General features: G+C 42.0%; 19 protein-coding genes and 2 pseudogenes. 5 read left to right on the plus strand and 16 right to left on the minus strand.

What is annotated here, in order from left to right:
• Positions 1 to 36 precede the first annotated feature (36 nt).
• The 7 genes from MNV_RS00735 to MNV_RS00765 form a co-directional block, all read right to left on the minus strand.
• Positions 37 to 465, minus strand: a complete 429-nt coding sequence (locus MNV_RS00735) for an adenylyltransferase/cytidyltransferase family protein (RefSeq protein ID WP_096203443.1) — start codon at positions 463 to 465, stop codon at positions 37 to 39.
• 76 nt (positions 466 to 541) lie between these two features.
• Positions 542 to 676, minus strand: coding sequence for a DUF2080 family transposase-associated protein (locus MNV_RS00740; protein WP_179293720.1), 135 nt, complete (start codon positions 674 to 676; stop codon positions 542 to 544).
• A gap of 735 nt (positions 677 to 1,411) precedes the next feature.
• Positions 1,412 to 1,816 (minus strand): type II toxin-antitoxin system VapC family toxin, encoded by a 405-nt coding sequence (locus MNV_RS00745; protein ID WP_096203445.1) that lies wholly within the window; start codon positions 1,814 to 1,816, stop codon positions 1,412 to 1,414.
• Positions 1,813 to 2,046, minus strand: a complete 234-nt coding sequence (locus MNV_RS00750) for an AbrB/MazE/SpoVT family DNA-binding domain-containing protein (RefSeq protein ID WP_096203446.1) — start codon at positions 2,044 to 2,046, stop codon at positions 1,813 to 1,815. Before MNV_RS00750 ends, MNV_RS00745 begins: the two co-directional genes overlap by 4 nt.
• A gap of 302 nt (positions 2,047 to 2,348) precedes the next feature.
• Positions 2,349 to 2,888: a DUF6036 family nucleotidyltransferase gene (locus MNV_RS00755; RefSeq protein ID WP_096203447.1), complete on the minus strand. Its 540-nt coding sequence runs from the start codon at positions 2,886 to 2,888 to the stop codon at positions 2,349 to 2,351.
• Positions 2,882 to 3,124 (minus strand): AbrB/MazE/SpoVT family DNA-binding domain-containing protein, encoded by a 243-nt coding sequence (locus MNV_RS00760; protein ID WP_096203449.1) that lies wholly within the window; start codon positions 3,122 to 3,124, stop codon positions 2,882 to 2,884. Before MNV_RS00760 ends, MNV_RS00755 begins: the two co-directional genes overlap by 7 nt.
• 445 nt (positions 3,125 to 3,569) lie before the next feature.
• Entirely contained in the window at positions 3,570 to 4,028 is a 459-nt protein-coding gene (locus MNV_RS00765; protein WP_096203450.1) for a hypothetical protein, read from the minus strand.
• A 230-nt stretch (positions 4,029 to 4,258) separates the two neighbouring features.
• On the opposite strand from MNV_RS00765, the gene MNV_RS00770 reads away from it, so the two are divergent.
• The 5 genes and pseudogenes from MNV_RS00770 (at position 4,259) to MNV_RS00790 (ending at position 8,575) form a co-directional block, all read left to right on the plus strand.
• The gene (locus MNV_RS00770) at positions 4,259 to 4,774 is read left to right on the plus strand and encodes a M48 metallopeptidase family protein (protein ID WP_096203452.1); all 516 of its coding nucleotides are present in this window, start codon (positions 4,259 to 4,261) and stop codon (positions 4,772 to 4,774) included.
• A complete protein-coding gene (locus tag MNV_RS00775; RefSeq protein WP_096203454.1) occupies positions 4,764 to 7,343 on the plus strand; it encodes a DEAD/DEAH box helicase in 2,580 nt (859 codons plus the stop codon). Before MNV_RS00770 ends, MNV_RS00775 begins: the two co-directional genes overlap by 11 nt.
• Positions 7,344 to 7,396: 53 nt before the next feature.
• Entirely contained in the window at positions 7,397 to 7,768 is a 372-nt protein-coding gene (locus tag MNV_RS00780; protein WP_096203455.1) for a hypothetical protein, read from the plus strand.
• 116 nt (positions 7,769 to 7,884) lie between these two features.
• A pseudogene (locus tag MNV_RS00785) lies at positions 7,885 to 8,130 on the plus strand (calcium-binding protein); the annotation flags it as partial.
• A gap of 121 nt (positions 8,131 to 8,251) precedes the next feature.
• Positions 8,252 to 8,575 (plus strand): hypothetical protein, encoded by a 324-nt coding sequence (locus MNV_RS00790; RefSeq protein ID WP_096203459.1) that lies wholly within the window; start codon positions 8,252 to 8,254, stop codon positions 8,573 to 8,575.
• A 7-nt stretch (positions 8,576 to 8,582) separates the two neighbouring features.
• Here MNV_RS00790 and MNV_RS20005 read toward each other — a convergent pair whose 3' ends face one another.
• The 9 genes and pseudogenes from MNV_RS20005 to MNV_RS00835 all read right to left on the minus strand — a co-directional run.
• Positions 8,583 to 9,698 (minus strand): tetratricopeptide repeat protein, encoded by a 1,116-nt coding sequence (locus MNV_RS20005; protein ID WP_218837839.1) that lies wholly within the window; start codon positions 9,696 to 9,698, stop codon positions 8,583 to 8,585.
• Between the two features lie 22 nt (positions 9,699 to 9,720).
• Entirely contained in the window at positions 9,721 to 10,464 is a 744-nt protein-coding gene (locus tag MNV_RS00805) for a tetratricopeptide repeat protein (RefSeq protein ID WP_096203460.1), read from the minus strand.
• A 50-nt stretch (positions 10,465 to 10,514) separates the two neighbouring features.
• Entirely contained in the window at positions 10,515 to 11,459 is a 945-nt protein-coding gene (locus tag MNV_RS00810; RefSeq protein WP_096203461.1) for a nucleotidyl transferase AbiEii/AbiGii toxin family protein, read from the minus strand.
• Entirely contained in the window at positions 11,456 to 12,328 is an 873-nt protein-coding gene (locus MNV_RS00815) for a hypothetical protein (RefSeq protein ID WP_096203462.1), read from the minus strand. Before MNV_RS00815 ends, MNV_RS00810 begins: the two co-directional genes overlap by 4 nt.
• Before the next feature lie 70 nt (positions 12,329 to 12,398).
• Positions 12,399 to 13,334 (minus strand): SWIM zinc finger family protein, encoded by a 936-nt coding sequence (locus MNV_RS00820; RefSeq protein WP_096203464.1) that lies wholly within the window; start codon positions 13,332 to 13,334, stop codon positions 12,399 to 12,401.
• A gap of 32 nt (positions 13,335 to 13,366) precedes the next feature.
• The gene (locus tag MNV_RS21100; RefSeq protein ID WP_394336521.1) at positions 13,367 to 13,996 is read right to left on the minus strand and encodes a DEAD/DEAH box helicase; all 630 of its coding nucleotides are present in this window, start codon (positions 13,994 to 13,996) and stop codon (positions 13,367 to 13,369) included.
• A gap of 9 nt (positions 13,997 to 14,005) precedes the next feature.
• A pseudogene (locus MNV_RS20410) lies at positions 14,006 to 16,458 on the minus strand (DEAD/DEAH box helicase); the annotation flags it as partial.
• A 48-nt stretch (positions 16,459 to 16,506) separates the two neighbouring features.
• A complete protein-coding gene (locus MNV_RS20010) occupies positions 16,507 to 17,313 on the minus strand; it encodes a tetratricopeptide repeat protein (protein WP_096203465.1) in 807 nt (268 codons plus the stop codon).
• On the minus strand, positions 17,244 to 17,724 hold a 481-nt coding region (locus MNV_RS00835), incomplete at its 5' end, for a DUF1186 family protein (protein ID WP_218837840.1). The genes MNV_RS20010 and MNV_RS00835, both read right to left, overlap by 70 nt.

Raw genomic sequence — 17,724 nt, forward strand, 5'->3', positions numbered from 1 at the left:
TTTAATATTTCGATAGGTTTATCGAAATCCTCTATACTAAATTGACAGCCCGTTCCGCTCAAGTATCCGCCGGATAATTGCGGCGCTGCTGCAAAGTTCGCACTGCTTGAACGATTGTACCCTTACTACTTTTGCATTTATTCCATGCGCCCTTAATTGCGCTTCAAGCTCGGTTTCCTGGAAGAACTGGTTTTTACCGAGAGCTACGATATCGGGTTTTATCTCGCGAAGTGGCTTGAACATATCCTGTTCGTCCCCGAGAAGCGCCTTATCCACGATACGTAAGGACTGCACCATCGCAAGCCTCTGCCCTTCGGGTATTATGGGCTTTGGTTTATGATTTATCATAGAATCGCGCGCCACTATGACGTAAAGTTCATCACCCAGCGCCTTTGCTTCTGAAAAATACAGCAGGTGCCCGGGGTGGAGCAAATCAAAAGTACCGGTTGCAAGGACTCGAACCATCAGACACCAGATTATTTTTTATTACTAAATATGTTTGTAATTCACTTTCCGGCTGTGGGACAAAATAGAATAATCTTCAATCACGCACATTTTTAGTAATTATCACGTAAACATTTCTTCCAATATATTTTCTGGGAATATCTGCTTTTGCTGAAGTACCAAACAGAGTAACAACCCTTTCCAAAAATCTTTCTATTTCGCGGTCCTTCAAAATCAAGCCTTCTTTTTGGCAGTGGCATAATTTAAGATACTTAACTCTACTTCGTTAGGTTAGAAGGTCGCTTTGCCCCCTCATGTTGATTCCAATTTTTCACAAATATTTGGTTCAAGTAATCTTCCGATAGCGATTTGCTCGAAATTGGATATATTCAAGGTGGGACAGGCTCTTCAAATATCATTAAATTTAAGTATCGTATTTTGGTACACTACCCAATTCCGTACATTGAGCAATATTATCTCAGAAATAACTCTGAATCAGGATTTTCAGCAGATAAGAGATGGTTTGGATGGAAAGTGGGAAAAAAGAGATGATCGGACTGGTACAGCTTTAACCTGCACTGGAGTCCGGCATAATTTGTTAAACTTGTACCCCACTTAATTCTGTCCCACAACCTGGTAAATTTATGCTCCGATCGGGATTTTAGCGCATTTTTACAGGTATAGTTTACACTGTTTAAAAAATATTCTCCCTGCTGTACATTGTTTTAGTGCTATATAAGTTTAACCAATAAAATTATAAATGAAATAATATTAAAATCTTTTATTACTGTGGGATTGCTTCATGAAACAATAAGTGGACCAAGGATAACCACCATCAATTCTTCCATAACTATATCATCTTATGAATTGACGATATTTTGACAATGTTACACCTGAACCTTCTCCCACTTCTGTGAACCTCAATCCTCTCACCTAACTATGTGTTTGCATCCCCAGATCCGCTTTCTTAAATTTTATCTATTGATTTAACCTCGATTTCTCTCACTTTCCTGAGATTTTCATCTTGTGTTATTAATTTGCATTTGTGAATCATACAAGATGCGGCAATCATAGCATCAGGAAGCTTTATTTTATATTTTGCTCGCATTTTGGCAGCATCTTTCGCGATGATGAGGTCTACGTCGGTTATTGTAAGATTGTTTATAGCTTTTATATCTGTAAGGAACGTCTCACCTTTCTCAGATTCGTCCTCTGCATAAAATCCGCTTAAGATCTCTGAAACGCAAATCACTGAAGTATAGCCTGTATGTTTCCCATTGTGAACATCTAGAAGAAGTTTTTCTGCAAGTTCCCAGGTTTCCTCTTTATTCAAAATAGCAAGAAAAATGTTTGTATCAAGGAAGATTCTCATTTCTCTTCCCACTCGCTTCGTATTTTACGCTGGTACTCCAAACCCGCACCAAAAATGCCTTTTCCAAGACCTACAAGATTGGCCACAGGGTTCTGGGGGGCTTTTTTAATTACTACCTTTTCATCTTCTAAATCGAAAAGTACCTTCTCGCCAGCTTTAATTCCGAGAATTTCTCTGAATTTCTGTGGTATAGTTATCTGCCCTTTTTTTGTTATCCTGCTATATTCCATAAATGAGTATTACCATTTGGTAATACTTAAAAGTTTTGTCGCGTAAAATTAGCATCTAACATTTTCCTCTCCCACGGCTTTGCCCCTTCCTCGACCAGTTTGCTTTCTGCCGTAACTGCATCGAGCAGTTCAGGTTCAGCGGTAATCTTCCTTATAGCCTCTACTGCTATGCTTCTTTACTGCTATGCTTGACCAGTCTATTGAAGTGTACCTATGCCAATACGCAAATCTTCGGGGAGCCGTACTGTGACTTCTGCCATATTCTGAGTCTCAAGCTCTGTTAATTACGGATAGCTTTGCACTTAAAATCCGTGAAGTTTCTTTAATGTTTTTAAAAGCCCTTCGTCCTTTGCTTTTTTGTCCAGATAATTGAAGTCTATTCTGCTATGATAATATCTAAGCATGTACTCTGCTTGCTTGCAGTCTGTATCCGACTTCCACTCACTGCATGCAGCCATGCGGTCGATTATCAAATCCTCGATTCCAATCACGTATAGCTTTAGATCGCCGACTTTTATTGTCGTGACTTTATCCCTGTCTTCCGCTAAATTGTCGCCTGGTACTTCCACATAAATACCTATCTGCTCACTAATCCAGTGCCTTCCACTACGCTTGAAACGAAAGGTATTTTCCAGAATCTCGCCTATTATTTTCTGGTTCCCTATGAGATCTATGTCGTAACTTGGAAAGATCCCTTCAGTATAAAAATCTACAGCAGACCCTCCAACAACAATAGGACGTGTGTTTCTTTTCTCAGCCTCTTGTGTTAGAAGTGACATAAAATATGCTTTTTTATCTACAAGGTTCTCTATGGATGCTATTTTTTTCAGTTCTTCTAGCATATCGTCCTTTCCATTTCTCTTTCGTTAATCCACTTCACTTTTCCTTTTTTGATGCTGCTTTCTATGTTTGCTTTCATTATGCTGTATAAGCCAGAGGTCTCATCTTCATCCCTTGGCTTGCGTCTGACGATTTTATTCAAAGGAGTGATTACTAAACTACCCCCAGTTAAACTTATATCAACTACTTCTGGTAAACCCATTTCTTGCAGCAGATATTGCGGGATTATTATTCCCATGCTGTTTCCAATTCTTCTGACTTTTTATTCCATGTTATAACAATGTTATTACTTAATGGAATATATATTTTTGCTATCACTGTGCATTGTGTCTAAAGTCGGCGGGTTGCACCCAAAGAAATCTTAAAGAAAAGAATGGATACTCGGGCTTTGAATTGAAAAAGTAGGGGATTTTCTTATTACCAGCTATAATTGTCAGATAATCCCTTTAGAGCGGGTGGATATCATGTAGCTTATTAAGAACTCTTTACCCAGGTGCAATTATAACCGGCAGAATTATAATAAATGTTGCGGTCTGTGTTTGCATCTTTATATAGCAGTTGTTTGTATATTTTTTAACATAGATGGGAATTCAACTCCTATAGCCAAGTTGAGAGACCTAGCCCAATTGGTATATTCCGATTAGGACATGCTCCATTATACACAATCAAGGCGTATCCTAATTTCAAGCTTTCTTCTTCTCTTCAGGATACCATCCTCCTGGAATTACCTCAAATTTCCAGATATCCTTAAAAGGATGTAAGTATTTTATTGCATCTTGCGGACTTATCTTTTTTTTCTGTACATTCTTCCAATCTGCTCTATCTATTGTGCCAAAAACAAAATATTCGTTACCTATGATATCCGGCGCATTTTTTTCACAGGCAGCGATAAGGAGTCTTTCTAAATCTGCTTGTTTAACAATAATCAAATCACAACTGGGACAGTATCGGCAGGATTTATTGAGCAAGAACAAATTTTTGGGTTCAATGTGAATTACCAGACAATACTTTCTAATTTTGGTTTTTGATTCACATTTTGGGCAACGTGTAAAGGAGCTATCAATATAGGGATTTAAGAAGAAGTAGTGACGTGCTCCTTTTAGTTTCGTTTGAGATTTTTTATTTTGCAATTTACTAGGCATCTGCAAACGCCTCTCTATAGTTAGCAAGCTGCAGCCTTCTCTCAAGCATCAAATTACTTTCTTTAATATTAACCGCCTTGATTGTGTAAAGATTTATTCATTTGTAATCAATTATGATACGAAATGCTAAAGAGGTATCGTTTTTTATGCCGGTTTTTTTACGATTAAAATAAGAAACTTCACCTGCAACATCAAATTTATCCCCTGTCAAGACGAAAAGAAACGAAACCATGGAAGTCAAAATCATTAGAAGCCCTGATAGAAAAAAGACCATTCAAGCTAAGATGGTCGGGGAAACTCTTGTTGTGCATCTCCCTCTTGGAATGCATCGTAAAGAGGAACGAAAAATCATACAGAGGATGAAGGAAAAAATCGAGAAAAAGAAGCTGAAGAAGCAAATCAATAAAGATGATTATCTAATAAAAAGATTTGATGAATTCAACAGCAAGTATTTCCAGGGGAAGCTCAAGGTAAATTCCATCGAATTTGTTACTAACCAACAAAGGAACAGGGGAAGCTGCACACCTGCCAGGGGCACAATTCGAATATCCCACAGGCTTCTGGATATGCCGAAATGGGTTCTCGACTATGTAATCATGCATGAAATGACCCATCTGGTGCATCCCAACCATTCTAAGGAGTTCTGGGCAAAAGTTGGCGAGTATAAATATACCGAGAGAGCCAGAGGATTCTTGATGGCAAAAGGAATGGAGGAAGAGATAGAAAGCAATTGCGATGATGAATGATGCCATACTTTTAAAAGTCGATGATGTTATTGATGAGTGCTTCCGGTCTCTTTTCCCATTCCAGACATTTAACCGTATGCAATCTCAGGCAGTTCCAATCATCCTGGAATCTGATAGGCACTGCGTTGTAGCCGCACCGACTGCAAGCGGTAAAACGGTCATAGCTATAACAGCAATGGTTCGTGAGCTATCCAAGCCATCGCATGGAAAGATATTATACATTGCGCCAATGCGTGCCCTCACCAACGAAAAAGAGTCGGAATGGAACGATATCTTTAAAAAGATAGGTTTTAACATATATGTTGTATCAGGTGAACGGGAATTATCAGAAAAGCGTGCAATGGAAGCAGATGTTATCATAACAACTCCTGAAAAATGGGATTCTGCTACCAGAAAATACCAGACTGATAGATTCGCCTTTGTACGTGATGTATCGTGCGTCATAATAGATGAGGTACATCTCATAGATTCCGATATAAGAGGAGGGACTTTAGAAGTTCTAATCAGCAGAATAAAACGGATAAATAAGGACAAGCCGCTCAGGATAATAGCCCTCAGCGCCACCATGCCTAACATTGAAGATGTTGCTGAGTGGATAGGCGCAGATAAGGAAGAGATTCTTAAATTTGATGACAGCTACAGGCCAGTTAAGCTTGAAACGGATGTTTTTGCCTATGATCCTAAAGAAAGCGAGTTCATCAATAAATACGTAAGGCTGTATAAAGCACTCAATCTGATCAAAAAGCCTTTGCGAGACGGCCATCAAGCACTCATTTTTGTTACAGCGCGGGATGATGCGGTTCGATCTGCCAAAAAGCTTCTTGAGTTCTTCGAGAAAGACGGCAGGATGTATCTCACCGAAGCTGAATACGAGTATGTATCAGAATTAGGAAAGCTGATAAAAAACCAGATACTGAGCCAGACTATCCGGTGGGGAATAGCTTTCCACCATGCAGGGCTAAACAAGATGGACAGGGATACTGTAGAAAATTTATTCCGCAAGGGAATTATAAAAGTCCTTATATCAACCTCAACCTTGGCATGGGGCGTCAATCTTCCAGCCAGAATTGTAGTGATAAGGGACGTGGAGATAAATGACCCTCTTGAGGGCAATAAAGAACTCAGTCCGATAGACCTGCTTCAGATGCTCGGCAGAGCGGGAAGACCTCAATACGATGATAGAGGGTATGGATGGGTTATTGTTCCCTATGCAAAAGCAGAGATGTACAGGCAACTCCTGAAAAAGGGAAAAGAGATAGAATCAATGCTTCATGAATCTCTTCCTGAGCATATCAATGCTGAAATCGCCATGGGCACGATTAACAATATTAATGAGGCAAGAGAATGGATTAGAACCACTTTTCTATATAGGTGCATAAGGAAAAACCCGGCAAAATATAATAATCTTGACCTTAACGAGAAAGTTAAGGATGAAATCAAAGTACTCATTTCAAATGGATTTGTCGATTTTAACCCGGATACATACGATTTTCATCCAACTCAACTGAGCATTATAACATCTATCTATTATGTCAATATAAAAACAGCTATATTGTTCAGAGAGTACGCGAAAAGAGAGAATCTCACACTATCAGAAGTGCTGGAAATCATATCAAAAGCGGATGAGTTCAGCGAAGTGGTTGTTAGACCAAAAGAACACGCTTTAATCAAAAAAATCCTTAAAGATAGAACAATCAATCTGAAAGGTGGATCACTAAAAGTCGCAGCCATTCTACTGGCCTATATGCATGGCGAGATACCCTCTGAATTCCGAAGCGATGGATGGGTTATAAAACAAAATACGGAGAGGTTGCTTAAAGCACTGGAGCATATTTTTCAGAATTATTCAACTCCTTCTAACGTGGCTATCGTAAAAAATACAAGTACACTGATTAAAAACAGTATACCGGATGAAGCTGAACCGTTATTACAGATTCAGTCTATCGATATAAAAACAGTAAAAACTCTTATCCAACACAGCATAAGGAGTATGCAAGAATTATCAGTCCAAACGCTACAAACGCTGACAGCCATTGGAATAAACGAGGCAAAAGCGAAGCGCATCTTGAAAGAGCTTGAGAAATACCAGGCTGATCAATCGCAACTGAAGCTAATTCCTGATGAAAGCATCAGAGAGGAATGCTTGATTGATGCAGCGCCTGTAGATACTGAGAATAAAACAATAGGAGGGGTTGTGAAAGAGCAGGTAGCTGAATTTATCCATAATGAAGAAAATCAAGATATTGTAGAAGAATTGATCGAACAGCTTGAGAATCAGCCCGATAGTCACCCTGTATATCTTATTGCGGGCTATGCCGAAATAGAATATTCAGGCAGAAAAGATGATAAAAATGAAGGACAGAGACTTATAATTATAAAGCCTGGCGGCACTATAATCGTGCATGGTGTTACTGGATTGAAGCCTCTAAACTATCAGGCCAAAGAGGCAAAATTTAAAATTCAAAACCATGATAACAGGCTTATAATAACCTCAGAAAGCACCAAAGCCAAAGAGAAGCTGGTAATCAAGTTCAGTCAAATTCCGAAGATAGTAAAGCCGTTTGTATAAAACAATTACATAGGAAATGTTAGCTATAATTTGCACTTTACAAGATGCTAAAAATGACTAAATGTAATAGCTCCAGACATGATAATGGTATCACCGATATAGAGTCTAATACGAATAAGAACAATTTAAAAATAGGAGACCCGGTCAGGGTAAAAGAAGGAACAGTGTGTCCCGACCTAAAGGATCTGTGCATCGGAGGATGGCAAGGGAGAGTTTCAGAAATAACAGAGGATAAAGACGGCAAGATGCTCGTTTGCGTACGATGGGATAGTATAACTTTAAAAAATATGCCCGGTTATTTCATCGAGCAGAGTGAAGTAGAAGGACTGGATTATACAACGATGTGCCTCTGGACTGAGGAAGTTGAACTATCTGAACCAAGGGATAAAAAGGAGAAACAGAAGAGGCCGTTAAAAAGATTTTGAAAACCCATTCCTGGAGCTGGCTTGGTGAAGAAGGTAAGAGAATCCAGAAAGTACTTACTGGTGTTGATGAAGAAGACGAGATGGAAACTTTTAGGGCGTAGGAGAGGTATTTCGAAAAAACTCTGGCTTTTCCTTTTGATGCCAAAGTGCTGGGATATCAGGATAAAGGACCGCTGCGGTCAGGAGATAAGGTCAGTGTAAAGAAAATCTCTCTGGTAGATGACCACTACGGGATAATCGTTGAGTTAAGGCGAGGGCGCAAAAAATATGATCATCCCCTCTATGATCTGGAAGCCATAAACAAAGATCCAATAAACTATCAACCTGTAAAAGATTACTGCGTCTGGTTTGCAAATCGATAGTAGCCTGCCGAAGAATTTAACCGGATGTACATATTTGGGTTTCACTTTATAAAAGCGCCTCCAAAGACTTCAAATACATGAGATCGCTAATGTTATTTAACGAGAGAGGAGAGTTAGAAGTATGGACTTTACAGGAACATGGCATATTTATGAGATGGAGGCGTGGGATGAGGACTATTTCAATATGGAAGTTCAGGCTTATATCACGATAGAGCCTAACAATCATGGATGTTTTCAGTTTGGTTTAGTTTCTGGTGATATGGACGGCAGGATTGTTGATTATGCTGAAGGCAAAAGGTTTGAATTCACCTGGGAAGGAAATGATGAATGCGATCCTGCCTTCGGCAGTGGTTGGGTCAGATTAAAAGAAAAAGATACACTGGAAGGCGAGTTCAGATTTCATATGGGGGATAGCTCTACCTTTTTAGCAAGAAGAGCAAAATAACAAATGCTTAGCTGCGCACTGTCAGGTGCCTGTTAACTGGTGTGTTTCTCTTTTTTTCAAGATCTTCCAATCTTTCATAAATGCCTTCCAATTCGGTATTGCATCTGGTAAGACCCATCCGATAAATTTCATCAGCCTTATCGTAGTTTGCAGGAATTTTGCTATCTTTAAAGCCACAATACATATCACCCCAGCCAATATATCCCCAAACGTTGTCCGGAAACCTCTTTACCAGTTCTTTGAATAGTTTCTCTGCCGTTTCTATGTCCCCCAGAGCAGCATATGATTCAGCTTCTGCCCTGAGCATGTTCTGTATTATTAACTCATCTGAATGAGGAAAGATCCGGCAGAAATCCCGACAGTACTTGATTCTCTTCGAGTAAAAAGAATCATCCTCCGATCCTGCGTTACCCAACTCCATTTCAAAATCCTGGCACCAGTTAAAGATACTTTGTGTTAGCTGGGGAATGAATTCATCCGCATCCCTTACAGATTTGAGATGTGGGGGGACAATACTTATTATCATATTCCACGCTTTTTCCCACTTCTCCATTCCACTCTTGTAATCCCTGCTTTCAATATCCTCATAGCCTTCTTGCATTAGATTATCGATCATTTCGATATTGCATCTTTCCGGGATTATTCGGTTCCATAATTCTATTATCGCTAACCAGATAAAATCTTCATCCGTACCCTGTGCATGAAAATCCTGTGCATAATAATGATCTTTAGCTAACTGCATTGCAGAGATGTAATTTTGAGCCTGTTTTTTGAAACTCTCTACCTCAAAATTTACATTCAATGATTTTAATTTTTCAATTATTTCTGAAGTGCTCATCTTTCTTACTTTATTAAGATTCCAGCTCCCTAAAATAAAATCTTTAAGGTTTATACTCTTGTCATCGTGGTATTTTTCCACTTCTTCGCTAATTTTTTCCAATTGCTTTGGATTATCGGTTAACCTCTGTTCAAATCTCATAAGGGCTAACGGGCTAACAAGTGGTTTTTCAGGTTTTGGGATTGTTTTATTGACAGTAGCTCTCTGGCTGTTTAAACAACAGCGTTTATATTTTTTCCCTGAACCGCATGGGCACGGATCATTTCTTCCAATTTTCTTTGACATTCTCATCAACTACTTTGTTTTCTCACTTTATAACTTTTCTGTTCAAAATCCAGTTGATGCAGATCTCTGCATTGTATCTGGCATTTTCATTTTCCGGATCGGTTTCAAGCGCTTTTGTGAAAGATTCCAGAGCAACCCTATAATTTCCCATTTCCATAAGAAGTACACCTTTGTTATAATATGCTAAACTGTAGTTTTTATCCAGGTCAGTTGCTTTTTCGTAGCAGTTTAATGCCTCATCGATATCCCGCATATGCTGGTATGTAATTGCTTTATTTAACCATGCTTTAGGATATAAGGGGTATAACTCCAGCGTCATATTGAAAAAATCCAATGCTGAAGAATAATCTCCGAGGTAATCATAACATATCCCTGTATTCATATAAGCATCAGTGCACACCGGGTCGCTTTTAATTACCTCTTTATAACAGGCTATTGCTTTCTCAAATTGCTGGTCAGCGATAAGCATACTGGCGTCCTCCATCAATTTATCACATCTCTGTATTTCTGGAATTTTTCGAATTTCATCAAGCCATCTCATCTTCTCCGGGTTAATATCTTTAATCTGTTCCAAACATTCATAGGCTTCATCGATTCTGTTCAGCTCATAGAGTGCAAAAGCCTTATACTCCCACAGTTTTTCATTTCTCCTATCAATTTTGAGGCAAAGATCAAATATGCTAAGAGCATCTTCAAACTGCTTGTTCTTAAAGTGCCTTTCCCCTTTGTTAATCAACTTCCCAATCTTTGAATTTTTAACAGGCATAATAACTATTTTATGCGGTTAAATAACATTAAATTCTTCTGAAGTTACATCTACACAAGCCGTATAATTTCCTCCGCCGTCTTCTCGCAGTTCATCTCCCAGTTCTTGATGAGCTCTTTCCCACCCCTCGCCACCATACTAGAAAAACCCCGCGCCTCATCTGCCCGCTCGCCGAATGCCATCACTGTACTGGCACTTGATTTGATCAGCTCGCCAGCGTCTCTCCCCGTCCTTCTGGCAATCAATGCCAGTTTATTGTTAACCAAAGTCCTATCATAATCAAGACTTAATAGCACCATAAGGTCGTAAACATCCTTGAACCTCTCCCTGCCCGTATGCTCATTTGTCGCAAGAAGCTTGTCAACGATCAGGTCTTCTATACTTGCATGTGGGATGACCACTGCCTTTACCGGTGCAGCTTCCATGACTAAGAATTCCACAGGCTTTGTGACCTTCTTTATAGCTGGAAGCCAGGAATGCTTGTAGTTTATCTGCACCCTAATTGATTTTGCCTGTACATCTTTACCTGCCACGCGCTCATATTCTCCGAACCTGGAGGGCATCCTGTGCCTGTAGTTAAGGGTTCCTGATACCGCGTCTCTGGATTCCAGTTCAAAAACGCCGTACTGAATACCATGCACCTCTATAGCAATCCCCTGATCTTTGAGCAGGGTGTTCAGGTTTTCGATCTTTTGCATCAAAGCATTGGGATTCTCTATGATCGTATTGAAGTCCAGATCATTGGATGCTCGCTGAAGCATTGGATCAATATAGCTCTGTACGCACGTTCCGCCCTTGAATACAAGGAACTCGCTGACAGGCTGCAGTCTATCCAGTATCTCCAGGTGCCAGAACAGGGTCTCTATAAGATACGCCGGAATGCCGTATTTCACTTGAAGCTTTCTGAACACGTCCTGAGTAAGCTGGTCCCGCCTCCAGACCTGTATCGTGGACAGAAGTCTTAGCTTTTCCTCGGGGCTGAAATTAATCCTCATCCCATCACCGTATTGATCGCATGTTTTATCTCTTTTGTATCTACCATTTCCTTCGCCGAGCTTGCCATCTTCTTTTCCTCCTCTGTTAGCTCAAAGATATCCCTGCCTGAGACTTCATTGAACTCTGACATGACAGCTAAAGCAAGAGGTAAGCAATTCTCTTCCATAGCAAGTTTCCTGAAATAGGCAAGGTCTATAACATTATCAAGCCTGTTTTGCAGCAGCGCCAGGTATGTGCCGTATAGCGTAAAAGGTGTCTTTCTGGCCAGGCATTCGATGATTCCCCGTTCAGTTGATGCAATCCATACTTCCACATTGAGATAATCAACCCTTTTAACATCTGGCGGGATGCTTTCGCATGCGTTAGCAATGATAGTTGTCTCTCCTGCCTCTCCTGTTTTCTCATATACCCTGATATTGGGAAGCTTGCCTAGCGCCTTGAGCCTGGGATAAAGCCTGCGGTACTGTTTCTTCAATATATTGATCATGTATACCGGCGGGTCATAATCGATTGGTGTGATGCTTTGCCGGGCGGCGGTGAAGGCTCCGAGGTAATAATTATCTCCGCATATCCTGTCCACCAGTTTGAGCACATCCTGAGGAGTGCCTGGATAATCCCTGCTTGATAAAAGCAGATCACGGATGCTGTCATAAAAAGGGAACTCTGGATCAAGCACCACTCTGCTGCGCCCATTCTCAGTTTCCTTAAGAACGCCTATGGCTATAAGTTCCTCGATCTGGGTATAGGTGCTTCTGATGCCTGAGTGTGTGATCCGGGCAAGCTCATTCCTTGTAATCGGGCTCCTGGATGCTGCAAGTAACTGAAGGAGCCTTACCTTGGTCCTTGTTCCAAAGATCAATTCGAGCATGAGTGAATCTACGACTTTATGCGTTATAAATATTACTATAAGTAGTAAACTATTGATTTATTTACTAATTTTAGTAAATATTTCTCCTCATATTTTTCTTCGTTTTCTTTGGTACAGTCTGTACCGTGTATGCAGCTTCTATAGCATGCTTACTAATCTTTTCGTAATAGCTCCCTATTTTCTTACTGAAATCCTTTTTGCTATCCCAGAATTGCGGTGTCCCCAATCGTTTTATGATTGCCGCAGATACATCGGGCGGGGATATATTCACTGAAAAAGATTCAATCTCCTTTCCTGACCAGAAATCATCGATTGATAAAGATGCTTCTTTTTGTTCTGTCGCCTCACAGGCTGTGGGTGCTGTTGGGGCTGTTTCAGGCAGAGTGGGGCTTTGCGTACCTGCTGTACGTTTTTTGCGAAGTGATATAGTGATCTCATCCTTTGTTCTTCCTCGAAGTTTAAAAAGCATGAAAGGGTCGCGATCAAATTCCTCTGCCAGAATATAATAAACAGCTGCTATGTGTTTACAGGGGTTCGCGCTATCAGGGCACGAACAGTCTGTCTTGATATCTTTTGAGGATTCGGGAAAGAGCGACATGCCTGCTGCATCAAAGGCTTCCTCTATGTTCTGCGGCATCTCGCCAGCAAGTAGTTTTGCTGCAAATATGGCTTTCTGGGACATTTCATCGATAATCCGGCTCCATGCCTCATCTATAAGCGGTTTTATCTCTATGCTCACTGAATACGGTTTTCGGACTGAGCCCTGAACTCTTGCTGCGACTTTGCCCGGTGCAAGCTTGAAATCAAGAACCTGCCCACCCCTGGCGTATCTTCTTCCCCGCTCAAGCCTGTTGCTCCAGCCAAATGACTCAAGGACTTTTACCCAGCGCTTTGACCACCATGTGTCTCCAATGCCCCCTTTCTTGCTCTTTGCTTTGATGCCTCCCTCAACTTTTATTGGTTTTGAAGGGGTGTAGCCGCCCCAGAAATCATCCCGCCAGCCCATTATTTTATTTACCCCGCATGTTGCATATTCTATTATTCATCAGCTACCGCCTCACGCCTCAGTGCGAATAAGTCTTTTAATTGCTCGGTCGTCATCTCTGTCAGCCAGCCTTCGCCAGTGCCTATAATGTTCTCAGCCAGGGCTTTCTTGTCCTCTATCATCTCATCTATCCTTTCCTCAAGCGTTCCGTCGCAGATAAACTTGTGCACCTGCACATTCTTTGTCTGCCCGATACGAAAAGCTCTGTCAGTTGCCTGATTCTCAACAGCAGGGTTCCACCAGCGGTCAAAGTGGAATACATGGCTTGCTCGTGTCAGGTTCAAGCCAACTCCTCCGGCTTTGAGCGAAAGGATGAATATTCTGGGACCGTTCTTTTCTGAAAACCTCATGACCATCTGGTCCCTCTGCTTCTGGGATACACCGCCATGCAGGAAAAGCACATCCTGACTAAAGACTTTCTGGAAATGCGCCTTGAGCATGCCGCCCATCTCTGCAAACTGAGTAAAGACAAGAGCAGAATCACCTTCTGCAAGCACCTCTTCAAGCATCTCTATGATGCGGTTCAATTTACCTGAGCGTCCCGGAAGCTCTGAACCGTCACCCAGGAATTGAGCAGGATGATTGCAGACCTGCTTCAGTCTTACCAGTGCTGATAACACCATGCCTTTTCTTTCAATTCCTTCTGAACTCTCTATCTTACGCAGCATATCTTTAACAACTGCCTCATAGAGCGTTGCCTGCTCTTTTGTAAGGTTGCAGTGGACTTTCATCTCGATTTTATCAGGCAGGTCTTTTATGATTGCTGGGTCGGTCTTTAAGCGGCGGAGTATAAATGGTGAAACAATGCTTCGAAGCTTAGTCCCGGCATCTTTATCATTATACCTCTCAATGGGCAGCGCAAATCTTTTTCTAAAGCCCTCTGCTGAACCGAGGTAGCTAGGATTCAGGAACTCCATGATAGACCAGAGTTCTGATAAACGGTTCTCAACGGGCGTGCCTGTGAGAGCCACGCGATAGTTAGATTTGAACTTTCGAACTGCCTGGGACTGCTTTGTGAACTGATTCTTGATGTTCTGCGCCTCATCAAGCACAACTCCATTCCATTTGACCTGAGAGAGCATCTCTTCGTCCCTGTGCGCCAGCGCATAGGTGCTTATCACAAGGTCGTATCTGGCAGCCTCGGTGAGGAATTCATTTTTCTTCTTTCGGTTTATGCCGTGATGCACAAGAACCGAAAGTGTGGGTGAAACCGCTTTGCTTCTCTCTGCCAGTTCCCGACAACAGAGGTGGGACATATCAGCAGGGTTGGCTTATCAATGCCTCCCTCTTTATCTTTCAGTAACAGAGCGAGCATCTGAATGGTCTTCCCAAGCCCCATATCATCAGCAAGACAGGCACCAAGCCCGTACTGGCGCAGGAACGCAAGCCATGAGAAACCTTTTACCTGATAAGGGCGAAGCTCTCCCACAAAATCACCGGGCTGCGGCAGCTCTTTTATCTCTGCTTTACCTGATAAACGCTCAAACAGATCTGATAACCATCCAGAAGCTGCAAACCCGCTTACGGGAAGAACTGTGTCTTCACTAAATCCCACGCTCAGACGGAGGGCATCTCCCAGCTTCATTTCCCCTGAGTTCCTGGATTTGAAGAATTTGATGGCTGCTGCAATATCCTCTTTTTTCACTTCCACCCACTGTCCACGTATGCGCACGAGCGGCTCTTTGAGGCTTACAAGATTCTCGAATTCTTCCTCACTTATTGGCTCGTCTCCAAGAGCAAGCTGCCAGTCGTACTGTATGATCGAATCAAAACCAAATATTCCCTTGGTGGTCCTGGTGCCGTGCTTTGGTTTCATATTTAATTTTACGCCAAGCTTCGAATTTAATGTACCTTTATTCCACCAGGGAGGAATGAGGACGCCAAACCCGCTTTCTGTAAGTAAGGGTACAGCCTCTTTCAAAAAAGTATATGCCTGCTGCGTTGTAAGCTGTGCAGCTTCGGGTCTTGCGGAATGCAGGCTATCTTCGATAGTGGGGTATAACCTGGAGGCTTTCCCAAGGTCGGAAAGAAGCTTCTCCTGCGGCTGGTCGAATTTGCGGTTTAAAAATTGAAGTGTATCCTTTGATTCTCTCCAGACGCTTTCGGCAGGCACAAGGAGGCTTGGATCATCTGATGCTTGGAGGAAGTACCGCAGATTCCAGACACCAGATTCAATATCATCAGGGGGTTCAAGGCGGAAGCACGTGCGAAATTCTGATTTTTCTATCTCGTGCAATGGAGCTTTCCAGGATGTTATTCCGTCAGATAGTTTTTTAAGATTTGATGCACCGACTCTGATCGGTTCTCCTGTCGCCAGAGATTCCAACCATGCCTCAGAGAGACCGGGCTTTTTCGAGCGTATCTCTGAGATAGGAATCCAGCTTCGGATACAGCCATTAATAGAGCTATTTAAAAAATCCGCTAATACATCCTGAGAGTTTGGAATCCTGTTCTGGTGGAGTGACCTGCAAACAGGAGGCATCGAGCATGCAAGCATTGACATGTGTATCCTGTCGTCCTCATCGTTCAGTTCATACTGCCATTGAGCGAACGCTTTGCCGTTCTCAGAAAAAATGATTCCAGGCACAAAATGCTGTTTTGAGAGAAGTTCCATTGCAAACTTTGAGACTTTACTCCAGAATCTCAAATCGGTTCCGATGGCTGCGCCGTCCGTTTGTGTCCATGCTCCTGAGAGTAAGCTGAGCAATAAAACCGCATCTTCCGGCTGGATGCAAAGACCATCCACTTTCCATGGCGATAAACATACAGTTTCTTCAGCACTCTCTTCATCCCTGAGCAGATCCGGTGATGCCTGGGGAGACATTGAAAATGATGGGAGCATAAGAACCACGTTATCCGGGCGAGCCTTTTTTCTGATAACGCTGCCGCTCTCTGGATCCAGGGATTCTATTACCCTCCTCAGGTCTTTTTCCGAAGCTTGAAAAGGGTGAGTCCGCTGTGTATCGGCCTTTGGGATTCTTCCCCTGCGTTTAGCCGTTGATGAGGAGGATTCGCCCCATATGAAGAAACCTCCCCGGTTTTCTAATGTTTCTATTGGTTTCCAGGTTCCGTGCAGAACGATCATATATCTGTGAAATTAATACCCTATCATTTTTCGTGACTTAAAGCTATCTTAAGCGAACTCATCGAATGTATTTTCCTCCTGGCTATTTGAGTTCAATCGCTCAACAATTTCCTGAATCGATGGGTCAAGTTTAAGACTTAAGCGTGAGGCTAATTCTTTTAGTTCTTCTGCTGCCATTTCCAAATAATACTCCTCCACTTGATTCTCCATCTTTAGGATTTGCTGATACTGATGTACAGCATCATCAATAAGACCACCTTTTTCTAGGAAGCGGGCAAATCTGATATGAATCATAAGAAAGTCTGGCATCTTATCAAGAAGTTTTTCATATTCCTTTCTACCTTCGTCCCATCTTCCCAAAAGACAAAGATAATCAGCCGCATCCATACTGGCGTCAGCCCATTGTTCCCTATCTTTATCCTGATAAAAGGATTGGCGTCTGCGCATGATTGCCAGCCCATCCTCTCCAAGTTCAGGGTGATTGTAACATATCTTTCCCCAATGATTTAGGAAATCGCCCAGCATTCCGCTGCGTTCTGCCAGAGGTTCCAGCTTTCTGAAGATATCCATAGCCCGGTTTACATCCTCCTTCTCAGCTTCAAACGCCAGAGCAGTGAGATTCTCAAGAACCAGTATCGGATCGAAGGGGTTTACCCGTTTAAGATGATCTGAGGTGACATAATAACCATCTCCAAGCACCTGTTTTAGTGGTATAACTTCTACTAATGGAAGGCAGCATTTTTTAAATTTTTTGCCGCTCCCACATGGACAGGGTTCATTACGACCTATTTTCCTTTGAGAAGGCAATGCTTTTGGGCTGTCAGGAGTTCTTCTTCTCTCCTTTCTTCCTCCCACCGTGCCTGACGTTTGGCAACCTGCTGAGGCTCATAAAACTCAAGCAGATCACTGTTGTACTGATCAAGGGTTTCTTCGTCAGGCTCTTCCCTATCCTGCTGAAGGTCTTCCCTGCTAACAATATCCTCCTCAATAAGGTCAAGGTCGAATGCCTTTTCAAGGATAGGGATAGATGAAGAATCATTTAAATCTAAAAGATAGCTTGCAGTGAACCCCAAGAATTCCGGATCCTCACCTTCAGAAAATAACCCATGCAGGAGAGACAGAACACGTTCTCGTTCCTGAGGATGCTGTATAGCAATAGCTACCAGACCATTCGCTGCAACAGTGCGTGACCACCACAATCTGTTGTCTCCTCTATTTTTAAGGATAAACTCTATTAGTGTCAACGGCGGTGCAGAATTCCCCAAT

The sequence above is a fragment of the Candidatus Methanoperedens nitratireducens genome, from assembly GCF_900196725.1.
GTDB classification, from domain to species: Archaea; Halobacteriota; Methanosarcinia; order Methanosarcinales; family Methanoperedenaceae; genus Methanoperedens; species Methanoperedens nitroreducens_A.

Excerpts from the sequence above, each read along its gene's own strand:
- MNV_RS00735 (WP_096203443.1), bottom strand. The coding sequence starts at position 465 with ATGGTTCGAGTCCTTGCAACCGGTACTTTTGATTTGCTCCACCCCGGG.
- MNV_RS00745 (WP_096203445.1), bottom strand. The coding sequence starts at position 1,816 with ATGAGAATCTTCCTTGATACAAACATTTTTCTTGCTATTTTGAATAAA.
- MNV_RS00750 (WP_096203446.1), bottom strand. The coding sequence starts at position 2,046 with ATGGAATATAGCAGGATAACAAAAAAAGGGCAGATAACTATACCACAG.
- MNV_RS00755 (WP_096203447.1), bottom strand. The coding sequence starts at position 2,888 with ATGCTAGAAGAACTGAAAAAAATAGCATCCATAGAGAACCTTGTAGAT.
- MNV_RS00760 (WP_096203449.1), bottom strand. The coding sequence starts at position 3,124 with ATGGGAATAATAATCCCGCAATATCTGCTGCAAGAAATGGGTTTACCA.
- MNV_RS00765 (WP_096203450.1), bottom strand. The coding sequence starts at position 4,028 with ATGCCTAGTAAATTGCAAAATAAAAAATCTCAAACGAAACTAAAAGGA.
- MNV_RS00770 (WP_096203452.1), top strand. The coding sequence starts at position 4,259 with ATGGAAGTCAAAATCATTAGAAGCCCTGATAGAAAAAAGACCATTCAA.
- MNV_RS00775 (WP_096203454.1), top strand. The coding sequence starts at position 4,764 with ATGATGAATGATGCCATACTTTTAAAAGTCGATGATGTTATTGATGAG.
- MNV_RS00780 (WP_096203455.1), top strand. The coding sequence starts at position 7,397 with ATGACTAAATGTAATAGCTCCAGACATGATAATGGTATCACCGATATA.
- MNV_RS00790 (WP_096203459.1), top strand. The coding sequence starts at position 8,252 with ATGGACTTTACAGGAACATGGCATATTTATGAGATGGAGGCGTGGGAT.
- MNV_RS20005 (WP_218837839.1), bottom strand. The coding sequence starts at position 9,698 with ATGTCAAAGAAAATTGGAAGAAATGATCCGTGCCCATGCGGTTCAGGG.
- MNV_RS00805 (WP_096203460.1), bottom strand. The coding sequence starts at position 10,464 with ATGCCTGTTAAAAATTCAAAGATTGGGAAGTTGATTAACAAAGGGGAA.
- MNV_RS00810 (WP_096203461.1), bottom strand. The coding sequence starts at position 11,459 with ATGAGGATTAATTTCAGCCCCGAGGAAAAGCTAAGACTTCTGTCCACG.
- MNV_RS00815 (WP_096203462.1), bottom strand. The coding sequence starts at position 12,328 with ATGCTCGAATTGATCTTTGGAACAAGGACCAAGGTAAGGCTCCTTCAG.
- MNV_RS00820 (WP_096203464.1), bottom strand. The coding sequence starts at position 13,334 with ATGGGCTGGCGGGATGATTTCTGGGGCGGCTACACCCCTTCAAAACCA.
- MNV_RS21100 (WP_394336521.1), bottom strand. The coding sequence starts at position 13,996 with ATGGTGTTATCAGCACTGGTAAGACTGAAGCAGGTCTGCAATCATCCT.